Origin of the sequence: Actinomadura latina NBRC 106108 (assembly GCF_001552195.1) — a bacterium.
GTDB lineage: Bacteria > Actinomycetota > Actinomycetes > Streptosporangiales > Streptosporangiaceae > Spirillospora > Spirillospora latina.
The window spans coordinates 1-17,783 of sequence record NZ_BCQS01000013.1; the positions used below are offsets into that span (position 1 = coordinate 1).

Sequence of the window (17,783 nt, forward strand, 5' to 3'; positions counted from 1 at the left end):
CAGAGCTTGATGACATCCTGGCGCAGCCGCCGCAGGAGCCGGTCACGCGTTCAGGCGCGGCTGGTTGGACGTGGATCTCCACCGGATGCGTGGACCTACCCTGCGGCGCCGACCGGTGGGCCACTATTCCGCAATCGTTAGGGCCCGGAGCAAGAGCCGCGCGCCGTGTGCACCAGATCCTTCGCGAGCGGTATGGCGGCCGCCTCTGCTCTGAGGCCCATGCCCGTCCGGAGGTCGCCCGTCGGCCGATCAGGACCGCTCAGTGTCAGGAGGGGCGGTCAGAGATGGCGCGGCTGGGCCGGTCAACGGGCGGGGAGTGAGCCGCCTTGCCATCCGAATCGGTTGTTTCGGGATTAATGGGGCATAGTCATATCATCTAAATAGTCCCGCGCTTGAAGCCGCGTTGTTCTGTGCTGCCCAAGCAGGCGAACGAAGTCCTTGGATAGACGGGGTATGGGACAAAGATATGGAGGCAGAGGCAGTCTGCCGTCAATATCGGCACGTGCAAAGTTCAAACGTGCGCGATTACATAGGGGCCGGTGTGGCCTGAGCGTCAGCCCCGCGCGTCACGGGACACGCCCTGCGAACCATGCGACGGGCAGGTTCGCGCCCCCCGTGGAAAGGGCCGCCGGCGTGGGCGTGGAGAACAAGGGCGGTACCGACACCGGCACCGAGACCGCGGACCCCTCCACGACACGCGACCGCATCCCTGGGCCGCCGCCCGACAACCCGGGCTCCCCCGGCCAGCCGTCCCGCCTGGAAAGCCACGCCCGCGCCCGGCAGAGCCAGGAACAGAACGGGTCGCAGCAGACCGAGGCCACCGGTTGCGGCGCCCAGGCGGACGGGCGGCGCGAGGGCAAGCCCAGCTCGCCGCAGGGCGGCGGGACCGAGAAAGCGGAAGCGTCCGGCAAGCCCGAGAGCGGGCAGGCCGGGCGGCGGGACGAGGAGCCGCGCTCACGCGACAGCGGCACTCAGAGCGGGGGGCACACGGCCGGTGGTCGTGACCGTCCGCAGGGCCAGGCGTCCGAGCGGGAGGCCGACACCCGGGTCGAGCCGGCGGACAGGCCCGCGTCATCGGCGCGGCCGTACACGCTGCCGGCCGACAACCCCGGGTCGCCCGGCCAGCCGTCCCGGCTGGAGAGCCACGCCCGCGCCCGCGAGGCCCAGCAGCAGCGGAACGCGCAGAACGCCGAAGGTACCGGCGGCGGCAGCGGAGGGCAGTCGGGCGAGGCACGCGACGGCAAGCCCACCCCTCCGCAGGAGGGGAACCGGGCCGACAAGGCAGCGCCGGCAGGGCAGGCGGAGGCTGGTGCCACCGGGCGGGACACGCATGCCGAAGGGCACGGCGAACGCGAGGCCGCCGATGGTGAGGGCGTGCGCCAGGACGGGCGCCCGCCGGAGGCGCCACCCGCCGACACCCCCGCCGCGAGCGGCGGCGAGGCGTCCGGCGAGCGTGATCGGCCCGCCTCCCCGCCCTCCGGCGAGCAGGCCGGCGGCCCCGCGCCGGAGACCGGACGCCCGCAGGACCGGGAGCACTCGCCGCTCCCCGGTCAGGACAACGCCGCCGCACTCTCCGACAGCGGGACGCCGCCGGGGACCGAGCAGAACCCGCAGGGCACCGACAAGCAGGGCGCGGACGAGCAGGGCGACAGCCCGCCCCGGCCCGAACCGGCCACGGAGACCGGCGATCGGACCACCAGACCCACACCAACCCCGCCAGACAGCACGCACGGGACCCCGGAACCGTCAGACCGGGACGCCCAGCCCGTGCGGGAGACCGGGACGAATTCTCAGGCGCCGGACGGACACGCCGACAACGGCCGCACGACCCCGCCCGAGGCACCCGAGTCGGCCGAGGCCGGTGAGTCCGGCGCGGAGCAGCCCGCCCATCGGTCGCAGGACCGTCCCGGCACCGAGCAACCCGGCGAGGCCGCCACCGGCACCCTCGATCGCGGAACCACCAGCGACGCTCCCTCCGTCCCCCAGGAGGGCGAGCCCGCCCAGCCCGGCACAGAGACCCGCGAAGCCGTAGCCGGCGGCACCGCCCCCGACAGCGGAACGGACGACCAGCGCAACACCGATGATGCGCCGCCCCCGTCCGAAGAAACGGACCAGAGCGCCGGGGCACCGGAACCTCCCGGCGAATACGACGGCGACCATGGTAAGAAAGGCCAGGAGGACGGCTCCGAGCAGGACCCGGACGAGACCAATCAGACAAACCCGGAGGCCCCCGCCAATCCCATTATTTCCAACGTGTACACCGACGGCCGTGGCCAAGTCCACGTCGAACCCCGATATGGACGAGAGCACACCAGCGAGCCCGGCGCAGAAGTAGCCCGGAACCAACCGGAGACAACAGAACCCGCACAACTTCCCGACCGCGAAGACCTCGACCCGGTAGGGGCTCAGGGCGGCGAGGCCGAACGCGGCGAACTCCGCGACCCGGAGGACGATCCAGAAAGCCGCGACTATCAAGACGGCGATCCTGACAAGCCTTCGAGACGACTCGATTTGGCCCGTGAGGCTTTCGCGAAGGCCGACGACATCAAGGATTCCATAGAGAAGCTCACCGACCCGGCCCAGAAACACTTGGAACGAGTACAGCCTACCGGACAGACATGCGGCACCCGTCCAAATTTTGATCACATAAAAGCAGGAGATTCCCAACTGCAGATCGGAAATGCCGCGATCGGCATATTCACCACAGGAGTATTGATGGTGGAAACGGGGCGCATGGGCGTGAGGCTGGTCCGAAACCTACTAGGAAGGAACCATGACCGTAACTGATGAGCAGGCTGCAACGTTGCGCGCCCAACTTGCGGGGCAGGTCGACGAGCACCGGCGGCTGGCACAACAACTGGATCCCGAGCAGGCCAAACTTGGATACGCCGCCCTCGTCGCCGCAGCCTTCATCGTGGCCGTTGAGCGACGTTTCATGAAAGACGGAAAAGTCTCGGACGACACAGAGGTAATCGACTTCATCGCAAGCGCTCGCGAGCGAAGCGACGACTCAGCCGAGATCATCAATCCCGAAGTAGCAGAAACGATGATCCTTCACCTACTCGGCAGAGGATCCGTGGCTGGAATAGACGAAAATACCAAATTTGAGCACCAGATCATCCTGCTCGCCGCGCTGGTCGGCCAAGCCCAACTCAACGACTCCGAGCTCGACACTTTCATGACCGAAGCAAGGTCACTGGCCGACCAAATTCTCGCATAATGAACATCTCCGCCGTAAGGATCGGCGAAGAGAACATGCTCGCGTTACGGTCGTTCCTATTGGAAGGGCCACAGGCGTGGATCCCTCTGCAAGACGAGATGCAGAAGAACGACGAGACTGCGGCCGGGTACAACTTGCTGCTCTTCGGGGCGTTCGAGGTCGCGGTGCGGCGGAGGTTCGCGCCGACCTACACCGTTGGCCAGATCGTCCGCCTCGTCGCCGACCTGCGGGTCAGGCTCGGTGAGGACGCGAACGCGATCAACCCGATCATCGCCGAGGACATGATCCGTCGCGCCGTCGACGCTCCCCCGCTCAAGGCCGACGTGCCGGACGACCTCACGGCCACACTGAACGCCCAGGTCTGCATCCTGTTGTACCTCGTCGGCGAGGCGGACTTCGATCGGGCGGGGCTGGAGCAGTTCATCGACGAGGCCACCGCCTACACCGAGCAGTGGCTTGCCGCACGGCAAAGCGAGCAGGCCGGAGCAGACCGAGCAGCGACAGGCGACCGCTGCATCTAGCGCCTCCACCCACCCGGAGGCAGATCGGTCTCCGCATCCGGCCGCCCGCCACCAGCCTGGCTGAGGACTGCGTGACAATCGACTCGCCGGACGTCCGGCCAGTCGATCCTGCGTCTCAAGCCAACGCGTCACCTGTGTTCTGTGCCTCACTGGTGGACGCGGGCCGCTGACCGACGGCGAGGGCGACGGACAAGCCCGTTCGACCAGGGCCACCGTCCGGGCAGGCAATTGCTCACTGCTGACCGACGTACTGCCACGCGCCGCCCCAGTTCGGGGCACTGATTCGCAAATCCGACACTTGCGGATAAGCGGGATCTACAATCCGGACCTTTTGAGACAAATAGAGTGCCCGAAGGTCGCACGTTCAGAATTTGCGCGTGCGGATGCCGAGGGCATGTTCCTTTCCGGCGCGCGGATCGACTGTTTGTCCGAGCGTGACCGTACGATTACTCGATAGTGGCCGATCGTACAGAGTCAATGATCGGCACGGATCGTGTCCGATGCGATATCGGGAGGACGGCCGATGCCGAGCCCCTACGTTCGCCGCCGGCAACTGGCGGCCGAGATACGCAAACTCCGCGAGAGCCGCGGCCTCACCACCGACGGCCTGGCCCGCATCATGTTCTACAACCGCGCCAAGATCTCCCGCCTGGAGAACGCACAGGTCCGCCCGGACGTCGGCGAGATCATGAACATGCTCGACATCCTCGAAATCACCGGCAGCCAGTACGACAAGCTCCTCAAGCTCACTCGCGAGGCTGCCCACAAAGGCTGGTGGGACAAGTACGGCGTCTCCATGGGACCGCGCCAGAAGCTCGCGGCCGATCTGGAGTACAACTCCGCCACCGTCCGCAGCTACGACCAGACGGCGATGCCCGGCGCCCTTCAGTGCCGATCGTTCATCGACGGTCTCGTCAGCCTCGACGAGAGCCAGAAGACGCTCGACTATGAGCCGGACCGGATGGCCGAGGCTCGCGAGCGTCGGCAGCGCGAACTGCTCAGGCCAGGGGGGCCAGCCTACGAGATCATCCTCGACGAGTCGGTGATCCACCGGCTGGCGGTACCGGCTGAGGCGATGGCCGCCCAACTCCAGCACATGATCCAAATGGTCTCGGCGGAGGAGCGGATCACCGTTCGCGTGCTCATGCACAACGCCCGCATCCCTGGAGGCTTCCTCCCGAAGGCGTCGTTCTACCTTTACACGTTCGCAGACCCCGGCGACCAGCCGATCGCGATCGTCGATACCGTCACCACCGACCTCGTTCTTACCAAGCGCGGCGAAGTGGCACGGTATACCGGGATATATGACCGCCTCCGGGAGGCCGCTCTGTCCACGGAGGACAGCATCGCCTTCCTGACGGAGGTGGCCGACCGGCTCACCGACCAGACAGGATCGGGAACATGACCAAGCAGTTCCACGACTGGCGTAAGTCTCGCCACAGCGAACCCAACGGCCACTGCATCGAAGTGGGCCGGGCAACCGACGGCACGATCGGCGTCCGGGACACCAAGCTTCACGGCAACGGTCCGACCCTGGAACTCACCAGGGAGGAATGGCGGGTCCTTCTCCAGGAGATCCGCGCCCACGATCACTGATCCCCCCCCACCAAATATCGCGGCCTTGAGGCGAGCTCGCTCGTCTCAAGGCCGATGGCGTCTTGGGCGCCCACACTCACCTGCCGGGGTGACGCGGTCCTTCCGATCCGGTGCCGGTGGTGAGGACGTAGCTGTCATTCTCGAGCGCCGCTTCAATCGACTGGCGCTGGTGCCGGTGCAGGGTGCGGGTGCGCTTCGCATCGTCCTTGGGGTGCTCTTTGGCGCGGAAAGAAGCGAGCGCAGTACAGGTGGAGCTTCTTCTTTTCGGCCAGCTCGGCGACGGTGCCTGCGGGCTCGAAGTTCGGGTCGAGCGATCGGCTCGTTCCTCGGACAGGAGGCGGTGGACCTGTACGGATTCCAGTTGCCCCATCCGGTGCGCTCGCGCGATCGCCTGCCTGCGGGGCAGGCCGGAGGCGGGTCGCCGGTGGGCCTCGTGGGGCGATCGTCCACGCCCAGAATCGACGGGTGCGGTCGGCCAGCGGGAGCCCAGCCGCAGGACGAGCGCGGCTCCCCGCCCCGGTGGCCACGAACCGCCGCGGTCGTATGCCGCGCCCCCTCGACCGCTCACGCGCGATTAACGCGCCGACGGCTTCATTCTCGGCGCTGGTGGCGCAGGTATCGACGCCGAGGGCAAGCGGCGCTCGTCCAGCAAGTTGACGTCGGCGGGTGATTCCGTGGTTGTCCGGAGGTGGTCGGGGGTTGTACGGGGTTCAATCATCTTGGGGGGCGGGGTGCTCCTAGGATGTTCGGACCTGACGGGTCGTCAGGGCTGGTGAAAGGGCGGTGCGGGGTGGCTCAGCTTGCTATTGCGGATTCGTTCATGCCGCAGTACGCCAAGTTGGAGCCGAAGGTGCGCAAGGGCGTCGAGGCGGCGATCGCGAAGTTCGCGGAGCACACACATGCGGGGCTGCACCTGGAGAAGCTCAACAACGCCAAGGATCCGCGGATACGGACGATCCGGATCGACCAGTTCTGGCGCGGGGTGGTGCTGGCGCCGGAGACGGGGGACGTCTACTGTTTGCTGGCGGTGAAGGCCCATGATGAGGCGATCGCGTGGGCGAGGAGCAGGAAGTTCTCGGTCAACCAGGCGATCGGCGTGCTGGAGGTGCGGGACCAGGTCGCGCTTGAGGAGATGTCGCCGGCGCTGGAGAAGGTCGCGGAGAAGACGAACTTCCGGCTGCTGGGCCATGTCTTCGACAAGGATCTGGTGCGGCTCGGGGTCGATGCGGAGCTGATTCCGCTCGTCAAGCTGCTGACCGACGAGTCGCATCTGCAGGCGATGGAGAAACTGCTTCCGGACCCGCAGTTCATCGCACTGCTGGCGCTCGCTCAGGGCATGAGCGTTCAGCAGGCTTGGGAAGAGGTCGCGAAGTACCTGCCGGCCGAGGAGAAGCCGACCGCCGTTGATCCGGACGACCTGGTGACCGCGATGCGGCGGACGCCGGGGCAGGTCGTTTTCGTCAATGGGCCGGAGGAACTGCGGGACATTCTCGCGCACCCGTTCGATACGTGGCGCATCTTCCTCCATCCGACGCAGAGCCGGGTCGCGCTGCGACCGTCGTACAGCGGGCCTGTTCAGGTAACGGGCGGGGCCGGGACGGGGAAGACCGTCACGGCGCTGCATCGGGCGAAGTTCCTCGCGGGTAAAGGCGGACGTGTTCTGCTGACGACGTTCACGCGGAACCTGGCGGAGGCGCTGCAAAAGCAGATCGATCTGCTCGTGGACGATCCGGAGGTGCGCGAACGGATTCATGTGCAGCACGTGGATTCGCTGTCGTACTCGATCGTCGGACGGCACCACCGGCCCGGTATCGCCGGAGCGGATGTGAAGGACCCGCTGTGGGAGGAGGCGGCGGAGGGGACGCCGTTCTCGCCGACGTTCCTGGAGCGGGAATGGGAGCAGATCGTCCTGGCGCAGGGGTTGCAGAGCGAGGAGGAATACCTCGCCTGCACGCGGGCCGGGCGCGGGGTGCCGCTGGGGAAGACGCAGCGGGCGGTCGTGTGGCGCGCCATCGGGCATGTGGTGGACGGGCTCGCGAGAGACGGGAAGTCGACGTTCCATCAGCTCGCCAATGAGGCGGCCGAACTGGTGGACGAGCCCGAATACGACCATGTGATCGTCGATGAGGCGCAGGACATCCACACGGCGCAGTGGCGGCTGCTGCGGCGGCTCGTCGCGGAAGGCCCCGATGACCTGTTCATCGTCGGCGACCCGCATCAGCGGATCTACGACAGCCATGTTTCGCTGACGAGTCTCGGCATCAGCGTCCGGGGGCGCAGCACCAAACTGAAGATCAACTACCGGACGACGCAGGAGATCCTGGCGTGGTCCGTGCCGTTGCTCGGCCATTCGCCGGCTCAGGGGCTTGACGATTCGGCGGACACGCTGGACGGATACCGGTCGCCGATGCATGGACGGCGACCTCTGGTGAAGGCTTACCCGGATCTGGATGCGGAACTGGATGGGCTTGTCGAGCAGGTCCGTGCCTGGCTGGACGCCGACGTCGAGAAACATGCGATCGGTGTCGCGGCGCGTTATGTGTGGGTGGCGCGGAAGGCCGCCAAGCGGCTGAAGGACGAGGGCATCGCGGCGTATCAGGTGCCCAGCAAGTCACCGGGTGTTCAGGTCGGGACCATGCACCGGATGAAGGGCCTTGAGTTCCGGTGCATCGCTGTCATCGGTGCTGATGAGAATGCGCTGCCGGCGTCGAAGGCGATCACGCCGGAGGACGAGGACCCGAAGGCGCACGCGCAGGACGTCCAGAAGGAGCGGTGCCTGCTGTTCGTCGCCTCTACGCGGGCGCGCGACCATCTGTACGTGTCGTATGCGGGGTCGCCTAGCCCGTTCCTGCCTGGGTGAGGTCGTAGAGGAGGGTCTGCAGGGCGGGGATCTGCGGGTGGTCGTCGCCGTAGCGGCTCGTGAGGTCGGCCAGGAGGCCGGTGAGTTCCTTGCGGGCCTCGTCCGTGCGGCCCGCGGCGAGCTTGAGGCGGGCCACGCGTTCGCGGACGCGCAGACTCACCATGTCGTAGGGGCTGCCGGGTGAGAGGTCGTCCAAGAGTCCTTGCAGGTGGGTGAGGGCTGTGTCGGTGGCGCCGAGGTGGGCCTGGCTGGCCGCTTCCTGTTCGCGGCAGTTCAGGACGTGCGGGTCGTCCGGCCCGTAGAACTCCGACAGGGTCACGGCGGCGGCGCGGTAGGCGTGGACGGCCCGGCGGTAGTCGCCGCCCTGGTAGAGGACGTCGGCCAGGTCCAAGCGCAACCCCATGTACTCGGGGTCGTCGTCGCCGAGCGCGAGGCGAGCGGGTTCGGTCAGGTCGGAGAGGAGTTCCGCTGCCTGGGTGTAGCGGCCCGCCTCGGCCAGCTCGCCTGCTTCCGCGCGCGCTTGGACGACCTCGTCGAACGTGGGCAGTTCCACCGGTTCTTCGGGGCGGGTCGGCGGAGGCGTGCCCGTTATCCGGATTCGGCTGACGGCGGTCGAGTACAGGTGCTGCGGGGCGATCGTGTCCACGATTCCCGGCAGCGGTTCCAGGGACGAGACGAATTCCAGGAGGCGGTGGTAGACCTCGTCGGCGTCCGCTGGGCGGTCACCTGGTTGCTTGGCGAGAAGTTGCAGGACGAGGGCGTCGAGCGCGGGCGGCATGTCCGTCCGCAGAGCGCGCGGTGGGGTCGGGGCCTCGTCCTCGTGACGGCGCAGCACCTCGTAGGGGGTGTTGCCAGGGAAGACCTGGCGGCCGGTGAGCATCTCGTAGAGGACGCAGCCGAGCGAGTACAGGTCGCTCTGCGGGCTTGGGCTGCCGTACACCTGCTCCATGGCCGTGTAGCCCGGCGTGTAAGGCGCGCCAAGGCCGGTGGTGGTTCGCCGTACGTCGCCTGGCCCGAGACCCACTGCGGCACCGAAATCAAGGACCTTGACCGAGCCGTCCGGGCACAGCATCAGGTTGCTGGGCTTGAGGTCGCGATGTACCAGAGGACGTTGATGCGCGACGTTCAGCACCGCGCACACCTGGGCGGCCAGCAACGATGCCCACGAGACGGAGAGGCGCTCCTCCGCGTCCAGGACGTGGTCGACGGTCATGCCCTCGACGTACTGCATCACCAGGTAGAAGTTGCCGCCGTGGCTGCCGAAGTCGTACACGGTCGGGACGCCGGGATGCTCGAACCAGGCCGTGCTGCGCGCCTCCTGCTCGAACCGTCCGACGAGCGACTCGTCCGAGACGCGGGTGAACTTGACGGCGAGGCGGCGGTCGAGGAAGCGGTCGTAGGCCCGCCACACCTCGCCCATCCCGCCGCGCCCGATCGCCTGATCGAGCTCGTACCGCTCGCGTTCTCCGAGGAGATCGCCCCGCCTCAACGCCCACCTCCACTGGCCCGTGCAGGCAGCGTACTCGCGTCAGCGGGACGGGCGGAGGGTGCCCGCGCCCAGTCCTTCGAGGCCGAGGCGCAGGACGTCGGCCCCGAGGCGGTAGATGTCGCGGAGGGCGGCTTCCAGATCGGTGAGCTTGCGGAACGCCCTGCCGAGTTCGGCCTGCTCGTCCAGGGTGAGGCGGGGCAGCCGGGCGCGCCGGACGTCGAAGCGGGCGGACGAGGTCGAGCTGCGGAGCGCGGCGCCCTGCGCGCCGAGCAGCAGCCAGCCGGCGATGAAGTCGGGGTCGGTCCGGGACGGTTCGGCGCGCACGAGGGCCAGGCCGGGGCCCAGCACCGCGCCCGCGCCCGCACCGGCGATCACGCGCGCCACCGGGTGGCGTGCGGCGAGCGACACGGCGACGTCGCCGGCCGCGACGCGCACATGCTCATCGTCCGGCGCGGCGGTTCCCGTGGGGTCCTGGCCTGCCGCGACGTCCTCCAGGGTCAGGACGGGCACGTTTCCCTCGCCCATCCGCACCTTGGCGGGAGGACGCAGTACCTGGACCACACCCGCTTTGGCCAGCTCCCCGATCGTCGTCATGGGGACGTCACCCTGCGCGGAGGCCTGCGTGAGGGACGACAGTTCGGTGACCGCTCGCGGCAGTTCGGCGGCCCTCTTCTCCAGAACGTCGCGGGCGGCGACGAAGGAGCCTTCCGCCGTGGGCGCGCTCCGCTGCGGCAGGTAGCGGGCCGGGGTCAGGTCGACCTCGTCGTCCAGCAGGTCGATGATGCGTACGACGACGCTTGAGTCCGTCCCGCCGGTCTTGCCCTTCTCATAGCGGCGCCACGCGTTGAGGGCCGTCTTGTGGAAGTTCTCAGGGTCGGCCGACGTGTCGACCATCAGGATGTCGTCCGCAGGGGTGTCGCCAGGGGACGGACGGCGCAGAACCCACACCGCCAAAGCGACCGCCATGTTCGGCACCGCGCCCTGGGGCAGGCCGATGACGGCACGGAGCGTCCCACGGCGAAGCAGTTCGGAGCGGACACGGCGTCCGGAACGACGGTTCGCGACAGCGGGAGGCATGAGCAGAACGACATGCCCCCCTGGCTCGACATGGGCGAGACCGTGCTGGAGCCATGCCAGTTCCGATTCCATGCGCGGCGGCAGCCCGTACTCCCAGCGCGGATCGCCGGTCAGTTGCTCATAGCCCCAGCCCCTGTCGTTGAAGGGCGGGTTGGAGACGACAAGGTCGACCGTGCGTCCGGGGAAGGCGTCGGCCAGCAGCGAGTCACCGGGGCGGACCTCGGCGGGGGCGTCGCGCAGCGCGAGCTGGATCGCGGACATGCGCGCGGTCGTGTCGTCGATCTCCTGCCCGAGGAGCTGCTCGACGTCCTTGAACATCTCGTGGGCGGCCTTCAGGTACGTGCCCGTGCCACAGGCGGGGTCGAGGACGGTGCGTGCGGAGCCGCCGAGTTCGAGCATCAGCCCGACGACCGGTTCCGGCGTCAGGTACACGCGGCGGCTGTGGTGCTCCAGGTAGCGGGTGCGCAGGAACTCGAACGTGTCCGTGACGCCCAGTTCGTCCACGAGCTGGGAGAGGGCGCGGACGAGCGGGACGGAGGACGGCGGCGTGAGATCGGTGTCCGGGGCCGCGCCCCCGGGCAGCGCGCGGACCGCCTCGGGCAGGGCGCGGGCGACTTCGGGCAGGGCGCGGGCGACCTCGTCGTCCGGGGCGTCCGGCAGTCCCGTCCAGCGGCCGGGGTCGGCGCGCAGGTGGAGGAGGAACCCGCCGGCGAAGGTGAGGACGTCGGCGAGGTCCATGCCCTCGGAGGCCGCCGCGCGCAGTGTTTGCCAGACGCGTTCGCGGACGGGCGAGTCGGCCAGCTTTCCCTGTCCGCGGAGCCAGTCCTCCACCTCGGTGAGGGAGAACGTCGGGCTGACCGCCGTCCCGCCGACGGGCTGCGGGAAGTCGTCGTGGCGGCGGCGCCAGTTGCTCACGGCGGCGCGGCCCACCGCGGCCAGGCGGGCGATGTCCGCCGCGGTCACCGTCGCATCGTTCGACACCAGCACTCCCATCAGCCCACGTGCCCGATGACCTCACCCTAGCGTCTCTCACGGCGGTTGATCTGGTTCACGACGCCCCAGTCAGACATCTCGGCTCTCCGTTGAGTGCACATCCATTTTAAGGTTGATTGCATTCACAGCATCGGGTGTGGTTTGCTGTGTACAGCCGATCTGCTTCCCCCTGATCAGAGCGGAGCTGATGACCGATGCCCGTCCCGACGATGCCGCTGCGGGAGTTCGACGCCGCGCAGCACCAGGTGCCACCGAGCCTCGCCGAACGGACCCAGCGTTTACGGGCCTGCGCGACGCGGGCCGGAATGTGCGCGTGCTGCGGGGTCGCCCGCCGGCTGCTGTGGCTGTGCTTCGCCGCCGTCCGGAACGGCGACGGCCCGATCGCGGAGATGCTCGCCGCCGAGGCCGGGCACTACGTCGACACGGGAGAGCACCACCCGGGGTGCCCGCACCTGCCGCCGCGTCCGCGCGGGGGCCGGACGCCGGTGGAGGGGCGGGTCCCCGGGTGGCCCGCGGAAGGCCTCGTCGCCGCGACCGACGCGAGCTGGAAACGCGGCACCTGCGGGATCGGCTACGTCGTCAGCGACGGCCGGTGGGGCATGCGCGGCTGGACGTTCGGCCACCAGGACCCGACCGGCCCCAGCAGGGTCCTCGTCAGCGAGCTGCGCGCCGTGGGCCTGCTGCTCGACCGGGCCGGGGACGGCCCGGACCTGACGCTGCTGATCGACAGCCGGCCGGCGCTGCGCTTCCTGCGGGCCTGGCGGCGCGGCGACACCGGGCTGATGCCGGACGGCTACGACCTGCGGGACCGCCGCTCCGGGCCGCCGTCCCTCGTCCGGCTGGCGCGCCGCGTCGCCGGCCGTCCCGGGCTGGTGTTCGAGCACGTCAAAGGCCACTCCGGGCATCCGCTCAATGAGACCGCGGATTCCCTCGCGTCCATCGCCCGCCGCAATGTCGCCGAACCCTTCGACATCCGCTCCCGCGCCGAGGGCCTCGTCGAGGCGTTCCTCCGCGCGTGGCACGACACCGCGGGCCACGGCCCCGGCGAGATCGCCGCCTGAACCTCCTGGAGAACGAAATGCACCCGAACCGGTTCGACACCGGCCCCGAGGCGGCGGTATGGGCGATCGAGGAGTCCGCGTCGTTCTCTCGGCAGACCGACCCGGGAGACGTCACGGTCGCCCTCGGCAAGCGCTGAGCCGGAGCCCGGACGTGCGCGCCACCGTCATCTTCGCCGGACGCGACGAGATCGCCGGCCGCCTCCGCGACAACATCTGGGAGGCGGCGCGCGCGGTACTGGAAGGGCGCCCCGAGCGAACGGCCCGGGAGCTCCTCCTGGACGGCGGGCAGGTCCCGTTCAGCCACGTCCTGGGGCCGGCCGACACGGGCACGGCGGAGCTGGTCCGCTCGGCGGCGCGAGCCGTCCACCGGCTCGCCCGGGACGCGGACGCCGGCGACCAGGAGGCGTACATCCGGCGCTCGCCGGTGACCGCCCGCATCGTCGACGCCCTCCTCGCCGCCCTCCGCGACCGCTTCCTCCTCCTGGACGTGGGCGAACTGCACCGCGACCCGTCCGGCTGGCCGGAGTCCTGGACGTGGGAAACCCGCGACCACGCCGAGTTCCACCGCGTCCTGGGCCGCTTCTCCACTGACAGGGCCGAACACCACGGCCGCCTCTTCACCCCTCTCGTCAAGTGCATCGAAACGTCCACCCCCTGAAGGAGCCCTAGCTTGACCGATCGCAAGACCGTGCTCGCGGAGGAGCAGCGCGCGGTCGACTACGCCTACGCCTGTTACGAGGGCAGGTTCGCGGCCAACCGCGAGACCTTCCGGCCCTCCGAGGTGACGGACGCGCACGCGGGCACCGCGTTCATTCCGGACGTCGCGCCCGAGGTGCGGTTCGAGGGCGACCTCGACGGCGAGGCGCTGGTCATCGCACGCGTCGACGACATGGACGAGGACGGGCAGGCCGGCACCTGGTACATCGGGCGCCGCAACGTCCGGAACGAGTCGTACGACACCTTCGTGGTCAACTGGCAGGCGCCGCAGGCGATCGAATGGATGCTGCGGCGGCCGGACGACCCGCGCGGCATGACGCTGCGCCGCAGGCTCCGCTGCGACCGCGACCGGGTCAGGGACTTCCGGGACGAGATCAAGATCGTCCCGCCGCGCGTCACGGAACCGGCCCCCGCGCCGCCCGGCGAGGAAGCCGCGCCCCCGCAGAAGGCCGCGCCCCCGCAGAAGGCCGCTGAAGAGGCCACGGAAAAGACCGCCGCCCCGTTCGAAGGGCTGAAGGACTTCCTGCTGGAGGACCTGGAGCGGGCCCGTGACGGGCGGATGCGCGACATCGTCGAGACGATCCAGCGGGAGCAGCTCCTCCTGGTGTCGGACGAGCGCAAGGGCGTCCTCGTCGTCCAGGGCGGGCCCGGCACCGGCAAGACCGCCGTCGGGCTGCACCGCATGTCCTGGCTGCTCTACAACAAGGTCTTCAAGACGGGCGAGGTCCTGGTGGTCGGCCCGCACCCGGGCTTCCTCGGCTACGTGCGCGGCGTCCTGCCCCGGCTCGGCACACGCGACGTGACGGCGGTCGAGCTGAACCGGCTCTGGGACGCGCCGCGCGGCTCCGACCCGCGACCCGCCCGGCTGGTCAAGTCGGACGCCAGGATGGCGGAGATCGAGCTGCTCGGCCGCTCGATCTCCCCGAGGACGCCGTTCCCCCGGTCGATCCGGCCCGCCGGCCCGGACACGGTCACGATCGTGCCGGCGGCGTCCGCGCTGCGGGACGAGGCGGTCGCGCGGGCGCGGGCACTGGCCTCGCCCGGCGACGACCGCTCGGTCGCCGTGATCGTCCCGGAAGCGTGGCACGACGACGTACCGGCTCTCCGCGCCGCGCTGCCTCGCGGCGGGCGCGCCACCGTGCTCACCGCCGCCGAGGCCAAGGGCCTGGAGTTCGACCACGTCGTGCTCGTCGAACCCGCCGGGATCGCGGCGCGCACGCCCGGCGGCAACGGCCTGCTCTACGTGGCGCTCACCCGCTGCACGCGGTCCCTGGTGATCGTGCACGCCGACCCTCTCCCCCGGATGCTGCGCCCGGCGACCGACGACCCCAAGGAAGGCGATTACGTGATCGACGCACCCGCACCCGAGACGCAGGCCGATTTCGAGGCGTTCGTCGCCTTGATCGAAGCGGCGGTGCGCGAGGAGCGGCGGAGCACCGTCCACGAACGCGTCCGGCACGCCCTGATCTCCGAACTCTACGGTGCCGGTCTCCTCCCGACCGTCGACTCCCCCACCGCCGACGTCATCTGCGACGGCCCCGGCGGCAAGGCCTTGTACGAGGTGCTCGGCGAGGGCGGGAACACGTACCGGCGCATGCGCGACGCCGTCCTGCGGCTCCTGGAGATCCAGCACGCCGAGGGGGAACCGGCGGAGCACCGCTACCTGGTCCTGCCCGAGCCCCCGGCAGAACCCTGGGCGCCCGGGGTCCTGTCCGAAGCGTTCGGAATATCCGTCATCTGGCGAACCACCGACGGCTGGGCCGGTCAGGACCTCGCCAACGCACTCGGCGAACCGCCGGCCTCTATGACCTGACGCACCGGAGCCCCCGCAACCGGCGGCGTCAGGACGGGCGGAGGGCGTCCGCCAGCTGCCGGACGGCCTCCGCGATCGCCGCGACCGGTGCGACACGGTCGGCGAGGCGCCGCAGGGCGTTGTCGCGGCGTTCGGGGTCGGCGTCCTCGGCGTCCACCTCCTGGCGGACGTCGGCCAGGTCGCGAACGGCCCGGGACGCCTCCGGCAGCTCCGCCGCGTGCTCGTCGATCAGTGCGGCGACACGGTCGAGGAGGTCCCGCTCCGGGGACGCGGCAACGGTGTGCTGTTCCTGCCGCACAATGCGTCCCATGGCGACCTGGCCGCTGATCTGGGCGTCCCCGCCGATGTACATGTTGTCCGACATGTGTTCTCCCGTGGGGTCAGCTGTGGGCGGCGTGCTGCTGGACGCTGCCGTTGGAGGCGAACGCGACCTGCCCGGTCACCGTGCCGCCGTTCAGGATGAGCGAGTTGTTGATGATGGCTGCGGCCTGGGCACGGTACTCGGAGACGTCGATGTTGCGGTCGTGCTGAAGGTGGTCGAGGAGCGCCCCCATGACGCGGCGTTCCATCAGCCGCGTGTACTTGTTGACGTCGAGCATCTGGAGGAACGTCGAGAAGGCCGATCCCGCCGCCATCTCCCGGACGGAGACCCGGGCGCCGTAGTCGAAGGTGTGGAGCCGCTGCCGCCCGGCCCCCTCGCCCTGCCACAGCAGCAGCCCGGGCTGCCGGGAGGCCCCGAGCAGGCGGAACGGGGCCGCGATCGCGTCGGCGACGGCGTGGACGCCGGTCTGCCGGAACGCCTCGGCGACGACCGCGCCGAAGGTGAGGCCGGGAAGGACGTCCACGACCCTGAACCGCTTCGCGATCGGCGGCAGCGCGTTGCAGACGAACTGCGCATACAGCATGCGGCCCTGGACGGCGAGGTAGAGGAACGCCGTGACCTGCACACCCGCGTACCTGCCCGGCACCACCTGGGCCCGCATCGGGTCCGTCACGGGAACGGCCTGCGTCTGCAGGGTGATCCGCTGGTAGCAGCGGATGTCGGCCTGCGGGTTGCGGACGAGGAGGTCGACGGCCTCGGGGCTCGCCTTCGAGTAGGGCCGCCACACGTCGCGGTCGATCAGCGGGTGCCCGGCGACGTGCGGTCCGGGAACCATCGGGTCGAACGGCCGCGGGCCCTGCACGCATTCGCCTTCCGCCACGACGTGGTCGTCGACCATGAGCGCGACCGATTCGGGGCGCGGCAGCCCGTCGCGCATCGAGGACAGCTTCCGCTCGATGGCCCTGCGCAGCTCGACCGGATCGACGGGCAGGTCCGGTCTGCCCGCTTCGGCGGGACCCGCCCGGTCGAGTTCGATGTCGAGCGACCACGCCCTGGCGCGGTCGGTGAGGAGGCGCCCGGAACCGATGAAGGGGTTCTGCCGCGAGTACAGCGTGACGTTGCCGAACTGGGCCGCCCCGACCTGCTCGATCCGGTCGTCGACCGCCTGCGAGCGAACCCGCGGCGCGGGGGCCGTACTGTTCGGTCCGAGCGAGCGCAGCGCCTGCAGGGTCAGCCAGCGGTGCGCGACGGGAACGGCCAGCATGAAAAGGAACAGGAACAGCGCGCCGAGGAACCATCTGCCGGGCCCGCCGGGCATGGTCACGGCTTCGAAGTCCCCGGCGACGATCTGCTCGATTCCGAACGCTCCGGACCGGAGAAGGCCCACCGCGTTCAGGAATCCCATTCCGATGTAGAGGACGATCGGGCCGCCGACGAGGATCAGCACCGCGTTGAGCGCCGCGGGCATCGGGACGCGCGAGCGAATTGCCCCGATCGCGACGACCAGAAGGGTCAGCGCGAAAAGCACCGCCACGGTGGCGGTCCATGAGATCAGCAATCCGGCCACCAGCACGAGCGTCAGCACGGTGTCCCGTATCAGCCGCAGACGCCGCGCTTCCAGGCAGTGCGCCAGCACGGGCCGGAGGTCGAACCCGTAGGACGGGACGATGGCGCGGTGCTCTTCGTAAAGGCATTCCTTGAGGATCCGCCGCGACATGTCCTCGTCCAGATGGGCCGCGCAGCACAGATACCGCGTCGCGTCCTCCATCCGATCCCGATGCGGCATTTCGGGCGCGTGCGTGAAGTAGTCTCTCGGGCGAGCCGCCCCGTTTCCGTGCACCTTGTTCTCTCCCCCATTACCGACCCCCGGATCGTTCCAGTGAACGTCGTTTCTGGGTGCGAGAACAACCGTGTTAATACGGGTTCGCAGCACAAAAAGCCGAACGGCCGGAAACGGCCAATCTCCTGCGGTTCAGCCGCCGGGGAGGGCGGAGAGCGCGGTGACGTAGAGGTGGACGGATCGTCGGCCAGAAGGGGTGTCGACGGCACGCGCCAGCGGGGACCAAGGTGGGCGGACGGGGGTTTCGGTATCGACGCCCAGGTGTCGCCACGGC

Annotated in this window: 14 protein-coding genes; 9 read left to right on the forward strand and 5 right to left on the reverse strand. The window is 69.5% G+C overall.

What is annotated here, in order from left to right:
- Positions 1-453 precede the first annotated feature (453 nt).
- The 5 genes from AL2_RS37555 to AL2_RS19495 all read left to right on the forward strand — a co-directional run bounded on the left by AL2_RS37555 (position 454) and on the right by AL2_RS19495 (position 5,337).
- On the forward strand, positions 454-2,787 hold the full coding sequence (locus AL2_RS37555) for a hypothetical protein (protein ID WP_157438254.1): 2,334 nt from the start codon (positions 454-456) through the stop codon (positions 2,785-2,787).
- On the forward strand, positions 2,774-3,220 hold the full coding sequence (locus AL2_RS19480) for a hypothetical protein (RefSeq protein WP_067635407.1): 447 nt from the start codon (positions 2,774-2,776) through the stop codon (positions 3,218-3,220). The genes AL2_RS37555 and AL2_RS19480 overlap by 14 nt, the downstream gene beginning before the upstream one ends.
- Positions 3,220-3,741, forward strand: a complete 522-nt coding sequence (locus AL2_RS19485; protein WP_067635409.1) for a hypothetical protein — start codon at positions 3,220-3,222, stop codon at positions 3,739-3,741. The genes AL2_RS19480 and AL2_RS19485 overlap by 1 nt, the downstream gene beginning before the upstream one ends.
- 523 nt (positions 3,742-4,264) lie before the next feature.
- Entirely contained in the window at positions 4,265-5,146 is an 882-nt protein-coding gene (locus AL2_RS19490) for a helix-turn-helix domain-containing protein (protein WP_067635411.1), read from the forward strand.
- On the forward strand, positions 5,143-5,337 hold the full coding sequence (locus AL2_RS19495; protein ID WP_067635413.1) for a DUF397 domain-containing protein: 195 nt from the start codon (positions 5,143-5,145) through the stop codon (positions 5,335-5,337). Before AL2_RS19490 ends, AL2_RS19495 begins: the two co-directional genes overlap by 4 nt.
- 76 nt (positions 5,338-5,413) lie before the next feature.
- On the opposite strand, the gene AL2_RS38075 is transcribed toward AL2_RS19495, so the two are convergent.
- The gene (locus AL2_RS38075; protein ID WP_169806471.1) at positions 5,414-5,707 is read right to left on the reverse strand and encodes a hypothetical protein; all 294 of its coding nucleotides are present in this window, start codon (positions 5,705-5,707) and stop codon (positions 5,414-5,416) included.
- A 420-nt stretch (positions 5,708-6,127) separates the two neighbouring features.
- On the opposite strand from AL2_RS38075, the gene AL2_RS19500 reads away from it, so the two are divergent.
- Positions 6,128-8,197: a UvrD-helicase domain-containing protein gene (locus AL2_RS19500; protein WP_067635415.1), complete on the forward strand. Its 2,070-nt coding sequence runs from the start codon at positions 6,128-6,130 to the stop codon at positions 8,195-8,197.
- On the opposite strand, the gene AL2_RS19505 is transcribed toward AL2_RS19500, so the two are convergent.
- Positions 8,175-9,686: a serine/threonine-protein kinase gene (locus AL2_RS19505; RefSeq protein ID WP_067635417.1), complete on the reverse strand. Its 1,512-nt coding sequence runs from the start codon at positions 9,684-9,686 to the stop codon at positions 8,175-8,177. The two genes, AL2_RS19500 and AL2_RS19505, sit on opposite strands and share 23 nt — an antisense overlap.
- A gap of 39 nt (positions 9,687-9,725) precedes the next feature.
- Positions 9,726-11,744: an N-6 DNA methylase gene (locus AL2_RS19510; RefSeq protein ID WP_245666738.1), complete on the reverse strand. Its 2,019-nt coding sequence runs from the start codon at positions 11,742-11,744 to the stop codon at positions 9,726-9,728.
- Between the two features lie 206 nt (positions 11,745-11,950).
- Between AL2_RS19510 and AL2_RS19515 the strand changes: the two genes are divergently transcribed.
- The 3 genes from AL2_RS19515 to AL2_RS19525 all read left to right on the forward strand — a co-directional run bounded on the left by AL2_RS19515 (position 11,951) and on the right by AL2_RS19525 (position 15,347).
- On the forward strand, positions 11,951-12,817 hold the full coding sequence (locus AL2_RS19515; RefSeq protein ID WP_067635419.1) for an RNase H family protein: 867 nt from the start codon (positions 11,951-11,953) through the stop codon (positions 12,815-12,817).
- 151 nt (positions 12,818-12,968) lie between these two features.
- A complete protein-coding gene (locus AL2_RS19520) occupies positions 12,969-13,475 on the forward strand; it encodes a hypothetical protein (RefSeq protein ID WP_067635421.1) in 507 nt (168 codons plus the stop codon).
- A 12-nt stretch (positions 13,476-13,487) separates the two neighbouring features.
- The gene (locus AL2_RS19525; RefSeq protein WP_067635423.1) at positions 13,488-15,347 is read left to right on the forward strand and encodes an ATP-binding domain-containing protein; all 1,860 of its coding nucleotides are present in this window, start codon (positions 13,488-13,490) and stop codon (positions 15,345-15,347) included.
- A 28-nt stretch (positions 15,348-15,375) separates the two neighbouring features.
- Here AL2_RS19525 and AL2_RS19530 read toward each other — a convergent pair whose 3' ends face one another.
- Positions 15,376-15,711: a hypothetical protein gene (locus AL2_RS19530; RefSeq protein WP_067635425.1), complete on the reverse strand. Its 336-nt coding sequence runs from the start codon at positions 15,709-15,711 to the stop codon at positions 15,376-15,378.
- A 16-nt stretch (positions 15,712-15,727) separates the two neighbouring features.
- Positions 15,728-17,437 (reverse strand): AbeC-like domain-containing protein, encoded by a 1,710-nt coding sequence (locus AL2_RS19535; RefSeq protein WP_067635427.1) that lies wholly within the window; start codon positions 17,435-17,437, stop codon positions 15,728-15,730.
- Positions 17,438-17,783: the final 346 nt, after the last annotated feature.